Source organism: Phycisphaerae bacterium, from assembly GCA_019636475.1.
GTDB lineage: Bacteria > Planctomycetota > Phycisphaerae > UBA1845 > UTPLA1 > JADJRI01.
The window spans coordinates 100,821-116,372 of the sequence record JAHBXN010000003.1 but is presented as its reverse complement, the minus strand read 5'-3'; the positions used below and the strand labels follow the sequence as shown (position 1 = coordinate 116,372).

Here is a 15,552-nt window from a genome sequence, read left to right as displayed (position 1 = left end):
TGCTTCCATTGGCACCATCATCCCTGTTCAGTGAACTCATCGAATGAGGTCGGCATTGCTTCCGGATGTCGATCCGAATCACTGGCGCCATTCAGTCCGATCAAATCATCAAGATAAGCTAGTGACGACGCCTGGGCTGTAATCAGAATGAAATCCTCAGGCACCGGCGGCCGAGCGATGACTGAAAAATAACCCACACCTTCCTTGCCATCCGTCGCAAAGGTCATCGATAGGAATCGCGACTTCAAATTCATCCGGCGTTCCAGCCATCTTACCCAGCCCGCAATCTGCGCATTGATCGAAAACGTCAGCGCGAGCGGAAAGCGAAAGGTCGGTTCGAATCCACCGCCGTCGTGCGCGGAGATACCCTGGCCCCATTTCCGTACCGCCGCACACCACAGACCCAATTCGTCAATCTTCAGCACCGGACGAACCGCGTTGAACCAGTCCGTCATCGGAATGCTCCGCGCACTGCGCCGCCAGGATTCATCACTGCGCGAATCGGCGAATCCCGACAGGTCCAGATCGCGTTCACCAAATCGCGAATCAAAGCGACCCGGCGCTCGAAAAAAAGCATCGACATCGTCGCGGAGTTTCATCAGTGCATCGACCGTGTCGAGCGCCGGCGCGATACCGCCGCTCTCTGGAGCGGGCCATGCTCCCGTTGGGAACCCGACGTAGAAACAGATCGGGAAATGCCGGCCGCGCATATCGCCGCCGTAGTCCTGGATGGTGGCCAGAACCGTCATGCCGGATTTCGGCAGCCTCAGTACCGTCCCCGCTAGGGGAAGGCGGTCGGTTCCGGGGCGCGCACCGCCATCATTCTGGCTCACGCGAGCCTGCTCACGAGCGTGATAGACTTCGTAGCCCTTCATCACCCATTCGTTGAATTCAGTCGCCCACTCGGCGTCCGTCGGCGACGTGTAATAGTCGGCATACGTCGGCAGCTTGCCGAACCAGCGAATGCGCGGATCGGGCTTCAATTCCACCGACTTCTTCGACTTGAAGAGGTCTGTCCAGCCCATCTCAAAGCACCTGAAACGTCGCCGTGACCTGCCGCTATTCGCCCCCTTCGCGGAGACTGCCGGTCTGACGCGATCCTACTCCATGATACAAACACAACATTTCGGCATCCGATCCTTCGACCCTAACGACCCGAACCGGGTGAAATCGGACGAAGGCACTGGATCGGTAAAGGCAACGGGCGATCCAGTTTCAGGATAAACATCGTTCCGACGATTCGATCTTCCGGACGCAGCGTGCGAATCGCATTGGCAGACAGCGAGTCCGACCGCTTCTCGTACATGCGCAGCAGGTCCCAGCCCAGGCAGATGCTCCATTCCGTCCGATCCGTGTCTTCGGGCTTCCCGATCTGCTCAAGCATCGCGGAGAAGAGCATCCGGTCGACCTTTCCGAGGTCGGCGGACGACAGGTCCTTGACATTCACGTTGCTGCGCTGACCGCTCGAATGCAGCTGGATCCGAGCGGTGGAGTAGGCCACGGAACTCGTCGGCCACGTCCATTTCGCCTTGGTGCCCGCACCGCCTGTCTCCACCGAGACGGCCACGATCTCTCCACCGCCCTCCGCATCCGGGCTCAGTCCGATCATGAACTGAGCGACGTCAAACATGTTCGGAGGATTGGTATCCGGCTTGCTGTTCTTCCATTCGGTCAGGTCGCTCGCATCGATCCAGCGTCGATTCAGGTGAGCGTTGGACTTGAAATTCGGATCGTATTTGATTGACACGCCAAGCGGTTCGCCAAATGCCGTCCGCTCGCCAGACTTCAAAAACTGTTCCCACTGCCGACAGGCGAAATAAAACGAATTTCGCGTGTTGTAGGTCGGAAGTTCGCGATCCAGCGGCTCCAGAGAAACCGACGCAACACGTACCGCTCGCAAAAACAGCGAGAATTTGCCCGCATCGATGGGCTTGGCCGTGAAATCCGGCCCGGCATAAGGAAGGGTCGCCATGCCGAAACCGCTGCCGTCCTGAATTGCCATGAGCTTGGCGTGAACCTCGCGGTCCATCGCATTGCGACAGCCATCCACGATGCCTAGTAGATCGCGCATGAATTTCAGGTCATCCAGCTTGCGTTGAATCGTATCTTCAGCGATCCGCCAACTGAGCGATTTGACCGGTTGCAGAAGCTCGTTTGTGTAGTCGTCAGGCAGTGGTGGGTACTCACCAACCGATGCCGCGAAGGCATCCCAGCCCCGGCCGAGAGTGCCTGATAGTTCCGACCAGGGTTTCTCCGAGTTGCGGTCGGCTGCGTCAGTCATGGCGGCGATGAACTGAGCATCCTTCCATGAACGATTTCGCGCATCCCGCAGAAAATGGGAATCGTCATTGGTCATTCGCAGCTTGTGTTCGGGCCAAACAACATTCTCGAACAGCCAGCCGATTAGCCCCTCAAGTTCGTTCTTCACGCCCGGGCGAAACGACTTGATATCCGTTTGAATAGAGCCCCAGTCTTTCTGGACCTTGAGTTGCTGGGTGAATTTCATCGTGGCTTGGTCGTAGGAATTCTTCCATTTCGCGAAATACGTATCGAAGAATTTCTTCTCGGATTCATTGATTGCATCGCGGCAGCGTTTTCCGAGGTCCTCGTCGCCATCTGGCAGGTAGTCATTCGGACTCAGATCTGTCAGCATGCGCCGTAGCACATTGATTTCCGAAACAATGTTCGCCAGAAAGCCGCGAGTCGCACACAGCGGGATGGCATCCGTCGTTGTGTCTTCCGTGGGCACGGCCGTTTCAATCGGAGTCTCCGGACGCTCGCCACTGGAATCACGGCCGAATCGGCGACGACTTGCGGGGCGATCCGCCGGCCTTCGCGATTCCGCTTCGCGCGACGGCGATTTCTCCAGCGGACGCGGAGCGGCGATCACATAGGGGCTTTTCACGGGCTTCTCATAGCCCGGAACAAGTTCGCCGATACCCCATTCGCCATCCGTCGAGGATTTCAGGCTGGCGACAGTGAGCTTAATGGCATCCGTCAGACGGGCCCGCGCAATCAATTCTGCCTGCCGGGTCAGCAGTTGTGTGAGTTCAGTCGGCTTCCAGAACTCCTTCTGTTCGCCGCGTAACTGAATCGCGACCGGCTGTTCGCGAACCTCGAAGACCGCGTTGCCCGAATCAATGATGTTGTCGACGCACGCCTTGAACATCTCACGCTTCATGCCGCCATCGTCCGGCTTGGCCAGCTTCTCGAGCGTGTCGTTCATGTCGTCGAGCCGGCTGCGGACGATGTTCGCATCCTCGGTCAGTTCCAGGCCGAACATCTTCTCCGCATCGGCTCCGCCGCCGGCGCGAATCGGTGCGAGAATAGCGGCGTACAAAGACGGGACATCCCGGACAAGCTCCGCGAACGGCGTCTCAGGCTTCAGATTGCTCGTATTGAGCAGCGAAATATCAGATAGTCCGCGCTTGAGGATTTTGTCCAGCGACTCATCATCATCCGCCATGCCGACAGACGGCGAGGCCAATCGACCGATCGCCGCGAGCACACGGATTCGATCTGGTGAATTGACGACCGAACGTGCCGCGGTTACGTCACCTTCGACCGCTTCGTCACCGGCGGACTTGAGCAGGTCGCCTGACACATCCCGTCCCGTGAAGGCCTGATGAAAGGCCTTCTGTACCGCGATCCACTCCTTGTCGCGCATCTCGGAAAGTGCGACGCCCAGCGGCTTGAGCGGTTCGCCACGCTGGCGGAATTCGCCCTTGGTCTCTTCCCAGCGGCAGTTCTCGAACGCTGCCTTGAGCACGCCGTGCTGCTTGGAGAACTCGACTCGGAGTGTTTCGAGATCATTGCGATCACCGATCTCTCGCCCGCTGAGCGCCAGGATCTGTGAATAAGCGCTCTCGATATCAGCGCAGGATTTTTTCACCAGCATCCACTTCTGAACGGTGCGGTCCGGGTGATTCTCATCGAGCGTCGCAAGCGGCATGAGATATCGGCGATAGGTCTCCAGCGCCGCCGTCGCCGCCGCGTACGAATCAAAACCGCGGCCGCGAAGGATCGCGGACGGGTTCAGATTCTCATCCCGGGGATATTGAGTGATGTACTGCCCCAGTTCGGACATGAAGACGCCCCATGAAACCTGCCCGATGACATCACCCTTGTCCGACTCCTTTTCCTTGACCAGCGAGAAAAGGGACTCAAAGTCCGGCTGTTCGAGCGTGGGGCGCTCGCCTTCGCGGTCGCGATATGCCAGAAGTTTCAGATAGACAACCAGCGCGCGGCGAAACTTTTCGGCCCGCTCGTGGTGCTCCTTCGAGTCGCCATATTCTCCGAGCTTCGTCGACACGAGCGCTTTTTCGACGCGCTCCAGTGCGGGGCGCAGCACCGCCTGTTCAAACAGTCCGGTGCGTATGGTCTGAAGGTCGCGTTGAGGCTGGCCGCTGTCCCAGAACAACGACAGGAGTCTCGCCGCCCACGGATTGTCGATCAGCGATTGACGGTACTTTCCGAGTTTGACGCACGCATCAATCGCCTGCGTCTCCGCTTTGGTTGCCACGACGACGGGCGGCGGCAATGCCTCGCCCTTGTCATTCTGAGCGGCGATGACCATGGTGCGCGCATCGCCGATCAGTCCGTTGAATCGCGTAAAGCCGTAAATGAGCGTCGCGAGGACGATGAACGTCACGGCGACCGTGGCGCCACGCAACAATCGGGCCAGTTTTTGGTGTTTGGCGGCGTCCTGTTCGTTTCGGAAGACAAGCCCGTATTCGCGAAACACCTTGCGGAAGAACAGGTCCTTGATGAAATGCGCGCGGGGCTTCGGATAGAGTTCTTCCAGGGTGGGAATGTTCTGGGCCGCGTCGTTGCCAAGTCGTTCAGCCAGGTGCTTGAGAATAACGGAGCCCTGCTGAGTCGCAGTCGTGAAATACACGCCGCGGAAAATCAGATTCTTGACGACGCGGGCCTGCTTGATCATCGGGAAGAGCGTGCGCATGTAGGTTTGCAATGGCTCGCGGATCTCCCGGAATTCCTCCGGAAAGCTGTAGGCCATGCCCAGTTCATGCTCGTCGACGTCGTCGTTCAGCCGCCGGATCCGAAGTTCATTCAGGCGGGTGTACAACCCGTCAAAATCGCCCATGAATTGCTCGGGATCATACAGCGTGGCGAAATCGCCCGGCTTTGACCAGCCGAAGATCTGATTTCGAAAGCTGATGTCGCGCTCGGCGCGGTCAAAGAACTGCATGAATCCGAGAATCTTGTCGCACTTGGTGACGACCAGATAGGTCGCAAACGTCACGCCGAGGCGCGTCTGAAGTTCGCGCAGGCGCTCGAGCGCCGTATTGGCATCCTGCTCGTGCTTCTCCGGGGAGTCCTGCAGGAGATGATCAGCCGAAACGCACACCAGCGCGCCGTTGATCGGAAAGCCCTTGCGGCCTTTCGCGATCGTATCGAGAAAGGCCTGCCACTCGCGATGGTCCGCATCGTCCTGCGGATTGCAGAGGCGTCCCGCCATGTCAACGAAGATGGCGTCTTCCGTGAACCACCAGTTGTAGTTCAGCGTGCCAAGCTGATAGCCTTCAGGCTTGCCCGTCGAAAAAGTAAGTCCGCCCTCATTGATCAGTTTCGTCTTGCCGCAACCCGAATCGCCGATGACGATGTACCAGGGAAGATCGTATACGTTGACGTTCAGGTTCTTCTTCATCTCGCGAATCGCGGTGAAGAATTTCTCGTTGTTCGATTTGATGGCCGCTCGAACATCCATCGAGACCGGCCCGCCGGATTCCTGACTCGACAGATCGCTCGCGAGCTTGTTGGCGCGGCGCTTCTTGCCCATCGTGAAGAGCTTCGAGCCCAGGAACCCAATTATCGCCAGGCCGGCCAGAACGCCCGCAACACTGAAGATCAGGACGCGCGTCGAAACGCCCGGAAACATGGCGCGCAGCAACTCGAACGCGCCGTAAGGCGAGGCCAGTCCCGCCATCGCCAGAACAATGCGGAGTTCTGGCGGGAGTTCCTTGTATGCCGTCAGGATTTTCTTAAACATGCCGCTCCCTCAAAGCAGGAATGTGGGCGGAACGTCGCCATCGTATCGGAATCTGAAACTCGATCGCATCCGACGCAGGCACCGTCCATCCATCGTCCGATGATCGTACCTCACCGATCGGACGTCGCCTCACGATTCTTCTCGCTGGCCGCCAATGCCGTCTGCTCAAAAAATTCGCCCTTCCTCACTCCCTCAGCAGCCGTTGCGATGTCACCAACTGCTTGTTTCCATGCCACGCGCAGTCCAATGCCGGAAAAAATCAGCGTCGCCAGCAGGATCGAAGCAATCACGGTGAGGCTCATGCCCAGCTTGTAATCGACGCGCTCCTCGGCCACGTTCTCATACGCATCAGGAAACATTTCCTTCGCGCGGGTCGTGGCATAGGCGGGCAGCCGTGAATAAAGCTTGCGGACATAATCGGCAAGTTCCATCGGTCGATCGTGAAATCGTCCCTTGAATCCGAGCCGAAGCGCTACGAAATATAGATTCAGCATTTCGGCCAGTTCATCCTTGTCGCGTCGATCACGGCGCTCGGCCAGTTCGTATTCGCGCTGCATTTCGTCACAGTCTTCGAAGAACTTGTCGCCGCCAAGAGACTCGACGTGATTCAGAACCTCCGGGTCCGTCTCGAATCGATTGTCAAACCAGTAGGATTGCCCGCGCCAGTTCGTGTTCAGAAGCTTGTAGTCGATCAGGTAAACGAGCATCGCCTTGATGCGATCGTTCCAGCAGCGCTCCGTGACCGGATCGTTACGGGCGATGTCCTCGGCGTCCCGCACCGCCGACAACGCTTCGTACCGCACTTGTTCAGGCGTCGGAACATTGCCGTACTTAACCTGTCGCCCAAAATTGATCAGAAACTCGAACACCGGCCACGCTGCTTCAGTCAGTCGGTGTTTGCCTGGTTCACGTTCTGCCATGTTGGATTTCCCAAGTCTGCACTGCGATTTCGGCGCGAACCCATGGATCGCCCCGTCGTATCGAAACCCTTTAGCTTTTCAATGCAACATAGAGCGCCGGCTTGAATCGGGTCATCCCGGCAAGCTGACCCTCCCGAATGCTCATGCGAATGCCGCGCTCCTGCTCACATTCCTTCCAATAATCCGTGCGATCCGGACCGATCGTCTTGTCCACCTTGAAGTAGTGCAGATTCTGACGACGCGGAAGTGAACCCGCCGGTACCGACTTGATCTGCAGTGAGAGGCCCTTGACCGCGATATTGTGGATGCGCCGCGATCGCGACGGCGAGGCAAGCTTCATGTCCAGCTTCTGATAGACATGCGCGTAAAGCTCGTTGATATCCAGATCGTCCGCGATCAGCGCCACGAACATCTCCAGATTCTCGTCGATCCACTTGCGATCGAGTTCCACCTCGAGCCCTTCCCGGCCCGTATCGTCCTTCTTGAGAACGAACGGCCTTTCGATGTACGCGACCGGCCGCATCGCTTCAAGCAACACGACGATCCGCGCACGCAGACGCTCGAGTGAATCGCCCGGGCGGTCGTGGTCATAATTCGGAATGTCGATCGGGACGAGGTCCTCGTGAAAGACGGAAAGATGTCCGACCAGCTTCGCGAAGGTTGTAAACACATCGAACGGATGAAGCACCGGGCACTGGAGCAGCGCTTTCATCCCGCCTCGAACTTCATTCAGCACATGCAGTTTGATCAGATGCTCGGTATTGGCTGCAACGCCATCCGTAAACAACATCCGGTGTTCACGCGCTTCTCGTGCCAGGACCTCGTCCTTTGCTTCAATCTGATCCGATAGCGATCGGACCAGCACACTCAAACCCGCGTCCGCCTGTAATGCGAGCAGGGGTCCGGTGCCCAGGTCGTCCATCTCCGGCAGCGCGCCAGCCCGATCCGTCCGTTTCACCCGGCCGACACGCACGACTTCGTAGCCCGTCATATCGTCAAATTGCGTGAAGAGGCGGCCGCGCATGCGCCGCGTGTAGACAATCTGCGGATTCTCTCCGGTGTTTTCATCCCGGCGGCTGACAGGATGCGGCTCGTATCGAGGCGAACCCGTGGTTGATTCAGGATTCTCCAGCGAAACGGCGTTGGCACGGACTTCCTGCATCGTCGGAACGCCGAAAAAGATATCGACGACGCCCCGATTCTGCTCAATCTGCTCTTTGAAGTTGAGCGGATCGACCTCGGTGTTGTCCGGAATGCGCACCCAGGTGCCGTCCTTGAGTCGGATCGTGGATCGATCAAGCCGCAGCGTGAAGTTCTCGAGCGGCTCTTTCGCAACGTGCAGTTCAGTGAAGCCCCACGCGAATGGGCGAGACGAATCCAGAGCCGTCCGGATCAATGCCTCCAGATAGCGTTGACCGGATTGCAGGTGATGCGGTCGGAGAAACATTCCCTCCGACCAATGAACTTCCGTCCATGCGTTCATGCGTCGACCTTTTCAGTCACTGCGATGGATATGAATCAGGGATGCCGCCTCAGTCCGCCTTCTTGTTCTGCTTTTCCTCAAAGTTCCGGTCGAGCTTCGCAGATGACAGCGCCTCCACCGATTTGTCGTGAATATGGATCGCAAGGTCCTCCTTGTAGCGTCCCAGCTTCCGGAATTCGGCGGGCGCGGTCGGCAGAATCTCGCCGTTGGCATTGGTAAACTTGCAGAATACGAAGATCACGGAGCGGTCGTTCCAGATGTCATCAACTGGAATCCCCGTCACCACAATCTCCTTCGCGGTCCGGCCCGACTCGCGGAATTTGGCGCCCTGAATCCGGCCGCCCTTGTAATTCCCAAAAGTGGTTTCGCGATTGGCCGCGAACGAGAAAATGCGCTTGCTCGGAATGTAATAGTGGTTGGGATCCATTTTGCTGTACGACTCGCGGGTCGGCTTCCTCTCGAACCACATCTTCGAATTGATGCCCTTGCTCGGCAGCAGATCGGTGTTGATTTCCTCGAGGTCCACATCGTTTACCTTGCGAAAATCGCTCGGAAAAACAGAGACGATGTCCACTTCAATCGGCGCGCCGTTTCGATCAAAATCCGTGTTGATCACGTCGTCGCGATAGATGGTCAGTTCCCGCCCGCATCCGACCCATGTGGTCGCGCACGCCGCCACGCACAGCACGCTCGCTTGAAGCCAGCCTCTAGTACGGCAAAACTTTGGTTTCATTGCTTGCTCCCTCGTCAATCTGATGCTCTCGATGTTGATGATGAGGTTCATCATCGTGCCATGCGTCGGCCCGACTTCCGGCTACATCGACGTTAACTTGAAAACCTCGGACAGCTTCTCGCTCCGGAACTTCAGCATGTGATCGCGGAACATCTCGTCGCCGTCGTTGCGAAGAAAGTCTTTCACCGTCAAATTCGGATTTCCGCTCATTCCGGCAGGGCCCTGCAAGAAACCCTTCAACTCGGCCCCGACCGATTCAACCACCGCATCGCCACCCATCAGCGCGCCGATAGTCCACTTATTCAACTCACGCAGCCTCATTTTCAACACCCCGACCGGTTTCCCGCCGGCGACCGCCAGAGTCTTTACGATCGTCTCGAATACGTCCTCGTAGCTACGGTATACCTTCCAGGGTTTGGCGACCAGCTCGTTCTGTCTCGTATAACGATCAAGGAACGGTCGCATCTGGTTCTCAAACGCATTCGAGAAATACGCCAGTTCAATCAGCGCATCAAACAGCTTCTCTGCTGCCTGCCGAGTCGGCTTGACATGCCCCTCGGCGAGCGGGGGCTTGGCACGGCCCAGCCGATCCCACAACGCGGCAAGCATCTCGTCCGCGCCACGGTCAGTCTGCGTTGAGGTGATGGCCAAATTGCCCTTGAGGTTATCAATCTCACGGTCTTTGTCGGCTCGCAGCTGTTCAATTGTGCGCTCCAGATCGGTGATCCGGGCCAGTTGCGACCGTTTCTCTGCCTCCAGCGCGTCAATTCGCGACATGTCCTGCGTCGCAAGTTCCATCCGCTGGGCCTGAAGCTGAAATCGTTCCGATTCAGTCTCCGCCTTGTGCAATGCCGAGTTCTTGGCAACAAGCTCGGCCTCGAGCTCTGCCTCCTTCTTTCTCGACTCTTCCAATCGCAGGCGATGGCCTTCGATTGTCTTCCGAAATTCCTGATTGCGGTTCTGCTCCTCGGCCAATTGCTTCGACGCGAGACCCAGATCGGCCTTCAGCGTCGCAATCTCGTCCTTGAGGAGCGCAATCTCCTCCGTCGCCAATTGGAGCTTCTTTCCTAAACCGGTTCCCGCATCCGCAGCCTCACGCCCGTTGCCTTGCCCGGCTCGCTTGTCAGCAAGTGTCGCGAGGATGGATGAAAACAGACGATAACGGTCCGCTTCGTCCGTCTGAAGCAACTCGGACTGAAGGCGAACCAGCAGATCGGGGGAAACCCGGCCGGAATAGGAATGCTCGAAATTGGATTCGACGTCGCTCACGTGATTGAAAACTCCGCCCAGCCCATCCAAACGGATCTCAAGCGTCTCGAGCGGGAACACTCACCCGAACGCCGCATCCGCCGAGCATTGATTCTGAAAATCCCGATACTCCTGCGAACATCGGATGAGAAGAGATCACCAAGCTTCAAGTCTTGACGCCACGGCCGAATCGCCCGAATCTTGCAAGGCCAAAGCGACAACGCGCCGGTAAAAGTGCTTCCCTTTTTCGGGCTCACTTCGATCCGACTCTCGACGGACGGGCGACTCATTCATATTCCGAAGTCCGCAGCGCGATTATACTTGTGGTCGAGAAAACCACAAGCAAGGTCGGCAGCGGTTGGCGCCGCCATGAAAAAACAATGCCCAAAATCCACCGACGAGTCATCCTCACGCCGCCCGACCTGACGGATGCCGTCCGCGCCGATCTCGAACGCAGCCTTCGCGCCGCACTCGACTTTCAGAACAACATCGCCGCTTCTTCGCATCACGGGCTACGGCTCTTCTCAACGCTCAGGCAGGACGATCGCGGTTACTACTTCGATCATGAACCTGCGGCTCCCATCGATCTCAAGTTCTTTTTCCGGCGAGACGCGGACGAACTCGCCCTGGACGAACTCCTCGCGGCCGCTTTCGCCCTGGCTGAATCGCTGCGAATCGCTCACGGCTCCGGTGGGACCGGCGCGGTCCATGGCGGCCTGTGCCCCGGAGTCCTGCTCAGAAGCAAAGACGGGATCTGGAAGGTCGCCGATTTTCGGATCGCCCCAATTCTTTGCGACTCATTGGGGGTCGATCGATTCCTGAATCTCGCCGTCGGACCGGCCAAGTCATCCGAACCAGATGTTATCCTGACTGGCCGATGGGAGGTGCTGGACGAATCGGAGTATGAACGCGACGACCGAATCTGCGCCTTTGTCGATCCCGAAAAGTACGCCGCCGCCTTGGAGCAGGGTGAACGCGCAATCGCAACATTCGAGGCCGGCTCGGATATCATCGCGGCAGGCAATCTGATCGCGCTGCTGGCTCAACGCATTCACCCGTTCCTCAGCGAACTGGACGACGGCCACCGCATCCTGGATGTCTCTCGGATGATGGCGTCGACGGTTCCCCTCGGTATTCAACGCGCCGACCTCTCCAACGCGACCGACGCCGACCTTCGACGATTCGCCGAGCGATTAACCAGGATGCTCGAGCGCAAGCCAATCAACCGCCCGCGCGCGGCCGAACTGGCGGAATCGTTGGCCCCGCTCTATGCGGCGAAGCAAGACGTCGGTGCGATCGCATCGGCCCGGGATGCCGCGCACGCGGAATATTGGCTCGCCGGAATCGAACCCCTCGTCGCTTCTCGAAACTGGCTGGAACTCGAGGAAGCGCTGTCCGATCGGCCGACCCTCAATGCGTGGCCCGCCGCCATATCGAAGCGCATCGACGAAATCGAGTCACAACTGCGCGAATTTGGCGAGAAGGAGAAACGCGAAGCGCAGCGCGCGGCCGATCAGAAAGTCGCGGAAGCATGGTTCGAAAAGATAAGCGCGGTCGTTCAGACAAACAGATGGGAAGACGGGCGGTCACTGATTCAGTCAAAGCCGAAACTGACTTACTGGCCCGATGAAGTCGCGCGGGCTGCCGCACCGCTGGAGAAAACGCTCACCCGGGAACTGAAGACGATCGACGATCATGCAGCAGCCAGGGCGTGGACTTCGGAAGTTGCCCAGCTTGCGGAGCAAGGCGATTGGCTTGGCGCGGACGAGCGAATGGGCCAGAAGCCGACACTCGAGTTCTGGCCCAAGGATTCACAAAAGCAGATTGCCGCCCTCCAAGCGGAGTTGGACAAACACCTCTCGGCAATCCGAGCCGAGCACCAGCGCGCCCGCAAATGGATCGATGAGGCGAAGCTCGCGCTCGAGAGCAAGGAGTATGCTCGCGCGATCGAGATTCTGCATGAGCGGCCAAAGCTGTCCAACTGGCCGACCGGTCTTCTCCAGGAATCCGATCGGCTGCTGGATCAATGCGCGGAGTCGATCGGCAACGATGCCGCGCTCAAGCTCCAACTCCGAACGGAGAACATCGAGCGTGCCGCTCGAGCATTTGTTCGTGAAAGTGTTGAAGCAGCTTTCAAGGACCTGATCGAGCCCGACATTCTCCACGTCTCCGTCGACGGCGATCAGATGGAACTCGACGAGTCGATGGATCGCGGAAAGGCCGTCATCGTCGTCGCATTCCCAAAAAGTGCGGGGCAGCGCGACGGCGAGGAGTTGAGGGTCCCGTTCGGATATGACCTGTCTGATAAGAATCGGACCATCCGCGATCCCAACGGCGCTGTCAATAAAGCCGTCACCGAAGGACTTGGCGCGGCCTTGCTGAAACATCAGGCGGCAGGGCCGACCGATGTCGCCCAACGCCTGAAGAAAGGTCTCTTCCCGGAAGCCGCGATCTCGGTTGAACTTAAAAAGATAGCCAGGCAAGCCACCGCATCGCTTCGAATCGCGCCCCAGGACAAGAACCCCATCGCGCTGAAGCTCGCATGGGATGCCCATCGCCTGACATGGTATGCCGCCGATACGGCTGACCTTGGCATGGCACTGTCCGGTCGCGCGATTGAAGCCGCGAGCAAGGCAGTCCAATCAAACTGGGTGCAGGATGCCCCCGCCTTCGCACCGTATGCCCCGCTGCTCTCAGTCGAGATAGACGCGCCGTCGCTCGCAACAAACCCGCTTTCTCCGACGGCGAACTTCACGGCGAAGCTTGCTGTGAACCATCCGACTGACGGCCGTCTGTTTCCGATCCACGAGGTAAACGGCGAAATATCCTCATCAGGTCGCGTCGACGTGTTCGGTCAATGGAGCAAGGTTCATCACGCGTTCGATGAGATCATTGTCGGGGAACAGAACGCCAGCCGGGACAAGGCGATCGAATCCCACACCGCCCAAGCCTCGAAAGACGGTGCCAAACCCAAAATCACCTTCTCACCCAAGCGGATCAAGTCACCGACGCCGGAAGTCGGCCTCGAAATTCGCACGAAGGGGCAGCCCGATCAGGAACTTGTCGGCCGGTGGAACCCCGCGACGTTTGCCTACGACTTCGCCCCGGGAAGGCCAAGCGAAGTGCCGACGCCGCCCGCGCCCTCCGCAGGGAAAAAAGATGCGAAAGCGATCGGCGGCGCCGAGACGGCAAAGCCCGAAGCGGAAGCCAGGGCTGGAAAATCCAGACGCAAGGCGATGATCGGCATCGGGGCGGCCGCGGCTGTCGGATTGATCGCCGTTGTTTCCATGATGATGCGCGGGACTCCGAACACGTCACCGCCCCGGACTGAGCCGAATTCAAATTCAAACACGCAGGCCGTCGATCGGCCGAGCCCGCCGGCAATGACTGTTTCTCCAGCCGGTATACTGACGGAAGCTGATCCAGAATTCGCCGCAGTCGTTACCACGGTCCTCAATCGCATCAACAACCAGGCAATCAGTGATTCCCCGGCCGCTTTCGAGTCCGACTGGGTGGAAAGCCCGAACGGGGAGATGACAAATTCCCTGCGCATCGCGATCGGGAATTCTTCAATTCGCGTTCAATGCGCGATTCGATACGACGAATCGGGTAAATCCTGGGGACCGCCCACTTGGAAGTTGCTCGCCCCCCTGCCGCGCGCGGAAATTGGCGGCTGGCTGCGCGGCCTGACAATGCGGCGGATTCAGGCAATTGATAAGGAGGGAGATCGCTCGGGTGCTGAAGCACTCCTGAAGGATCTCTCTCCCCAATTCGAAACGCTCGCAGCGAAGGGATACGCAGAAGTGCTGGCGCCGCTCGAGGAAGTCGTAACCAGGCAGGTGAGTCGTGATCCCCCGCAACCAAACTCGGAATATTCAATCACCGAGGTCATGGGCACGGAACATGCCCCGTTGGCGCAATTGATCCAGAGTGTCGTCGGCTCCGGCCGTCGAAATGAACTCATGGTGCGACCAGAGTTCGGGCCGGATCCGTGGGATTTAAGCTCGGCAGACGAATCAACCCGAATGGCGAAAATTCCTCTGGGCAACCTGCCCCCCCTCCAGGTTCGCTGTACCTTCAGATACACGGAAGCGTCTGCCTCCCATGAGGCGACGCCGACATGGACGTTGTTGTCGTCGTCGGAGGAGCAACTCGCTCTCGCGAACGCCCTCGTCGCAGAAGGCGATACACGTGTACGCCGCCTCAGCAGCGCCGGCAAGCTCAACTTGGCACGGGCAGCGCTGGAGCCACTGACTGCCGCCATGGAACAGCTTCGCGCAGGCGCGGAATTCCGCGACATGAATCCGCTCACGATCCGTGTCCCCGGCACATGGGAGACCGTGAAACCTCCCAATTTCGAAGAAGTCGCCGAAGCGGGCATCGACCAGCAGTCAGCCTATCCAAACGAAGTCGAGTCAAATGGCCGGCGAATGCTCCTCGTCACGCTTCCCCCAGATGACCCGCTCTGGACCAGAGTGGGAGTGGAAGCAGGCACGGCGGACTGGCTGATCATGTACGTCGACGCCGTGGAGTGGAATGATGCGGGCGCCGCCCCGGCGGCAGGCAAACCATTTAACTCATTTGCCGATGCCGAATCGGCGGCCTCAAATGCCGGTGTCGCCATTCCGACTCTCCAACAATGGAAGCTCGGCGCCTTGAAGCTCCAGACCAACCCTCATTGCGTCGGGCTCTACGACGGCCTCTACGAATGGACCCGGGACTTCGCCCCCAGGGCGGAAGGCGATCTGGATTCGATCGATCCCCGATGGGTCACCGGCGGCTGTTCACTGAACGCGAAGTACAATCTGCCTCCGGCGCCTACAGGAACCGATCTCGAAGCCAGACTCGACTGGCTGCGCAGCCCGCTCGTCACTCAGGGACGCACGTTCGGGGATGACCTGGTCGGTTTGCGCACGGTGAAGGTACTCTACCCAGGATCGTAAAGTCATGGGGCGCGGCATCCGGGACAGTGAGCAAGCTCATTTCCGGGAGGCTGAAGTAATTGACGAGATTGGTCCGATAAATATAATGGCCACTGCATGTAGTGCAGCTATGCTGCTGACTGGCAAGATATTGCGGCTGCAAGTTCGACGGCAGGCCCCCGCCTGAATGCGCCGGGAGCCGGGGTTCCATGACCGCGGACTCACGGTGTCAGCAC

7 protein-coding genes are annotated in these 15,552 nt (G+C 58.6%); 1 reads left to right on the top strand and 6 read right to left on the bottom strand.

Features of this window, described 5'->3' with window-relative positions; genetic code table 11:
• Positions 1 to 17 precede the first annotated feature (17 nt).
• The 6 genes from KF841_06045 to KF841_06020 all read right to left on the bottom strand — a co-directional run bounded on the left by KF841_06045 (position 18) and on the right by KF841_06020 (position 10,415).
• Entirely contained in the window at positions 18 to 1,025 is a 1,008-nt protein-coding gene (locus tag KF841_06045) for a hypothetical protein (GenBank protein MBX3394910.1), read from the bottom strand.
• A gap of 122 nt (positions 1,026 to 1,147) precedes the next feature.
• Complete coding sequence (locus KF841_06040; GenBank protein ID MBX3394909.1) at positions 1,148 to 6,010, bottom strand: hypothetical protein; 4,863 nt, start codon at positions 6,008 to 6,010, stop codon at positions 1,148 to 1,150.
• Positions 6,011 to 6,120: 110 nt separating this feature from the next.
• A complete protein-coding gene (locus KF841_06035; GenBank protein MBX3394908.1) occupies positions 6,121 to 6,930 on the bottom strand; it encodes a DotU family type IV/VI secretion system protein in 810 nt (269 codons plus the stop codon).
• A 70-nt stretch (positions 6,931 to 7,000) separates the two neighbouring features.
• On the bottom strand, positions 7,001 to 8,377 hold the full coding sequence (gene tssK / locus KF841_06030; protein MBX3394907.1) for a type VI secretion system baseplate subunit TssK: 1,377 nt from the start codon (positions 8,375 to 8,377) through the stop codon (positions 7,001 to 7,003).
• Positions 8,378 to 8,462: 85 nt separating this feature from the next.
• Entirely contained in the window at positions 8,463 to 9,146 is a 684-nt protein-coding gene (locus KF841_06025) for a hypothetical protein (GenBank protein ID MBX3394906.1), read from the bottom strand.
• Between the two features lie 81 nt (positions 9,147 to 9,227).
• Positions 9,228 to 10,415 (bottom strand): hypothetical protein, encoded by a 1,188-nt coding sequence (locus KF841_06020; GenBank protein ID MBX3394905.1) that lies wholly within the window; start codon positions 10,413 to 10,415, stop codon positions 9,228 to 9,230.
• 359 nt (positions 10,416 to 10,774) lie between these two features.
• On the opposite strand from KF841_06020, the gene KF841_06015 reads away from it, so the two are divergent.
• Positions 10,775 to 15,337, top strand: coding sequence for a hypothetical protein (locus KF841_06015; GenBank protein MBX3394904.1), 4,563 nt, complete (start codon positions 10,775 to 10,777; stop codon positions 15,335 to 15,337).
• Positions 15,338 to 15,552: the final 215 nt, after the last annotated feature.

Coding starts and splice junctions, on each gene's coding strand:
- KF841_06045 (MBX3394910.1), bottom strand. CDS start 1,025: ATGGGCTGGACAGACCTCTTCAAGTCGAAGAAGTCGGTGGAATTGAAG.
- tssK (MBX3394907.1), bottom strand. CDS start 8,377: ATGTTTCTCCGACCGCATCACCTGCAATCCGGTCAACGCTATCTGGAG.
- KF841_06025 (MBX3394906.1), bottom strand. CDS start 9,146: ATGAAACCAAAGTTTTGCCGTACTAGAGGCTGGCTTCAAGCGAGCGTG.
- KF841_06040 (MBX3394909.1), bottom strand. CDS start 6,010: ATGTTTAAGAAAATCCTGACGGCATACAAGGAACTCCCGCCAGAACTC.
- KF841_06035 (MBX3394908.1), bottom strand. CDS start 6,930: ATGGCAGAACGTGAACCAGGCAAACACCGACTGACTGAAGCAGCGTGG.
- KF841_06015 (MBX3394904.1), top strand. CDS start 10,775: ATGCCCAAAATCCACCGACGAGTCATCCTCACGCCGCCCGACCTGACG.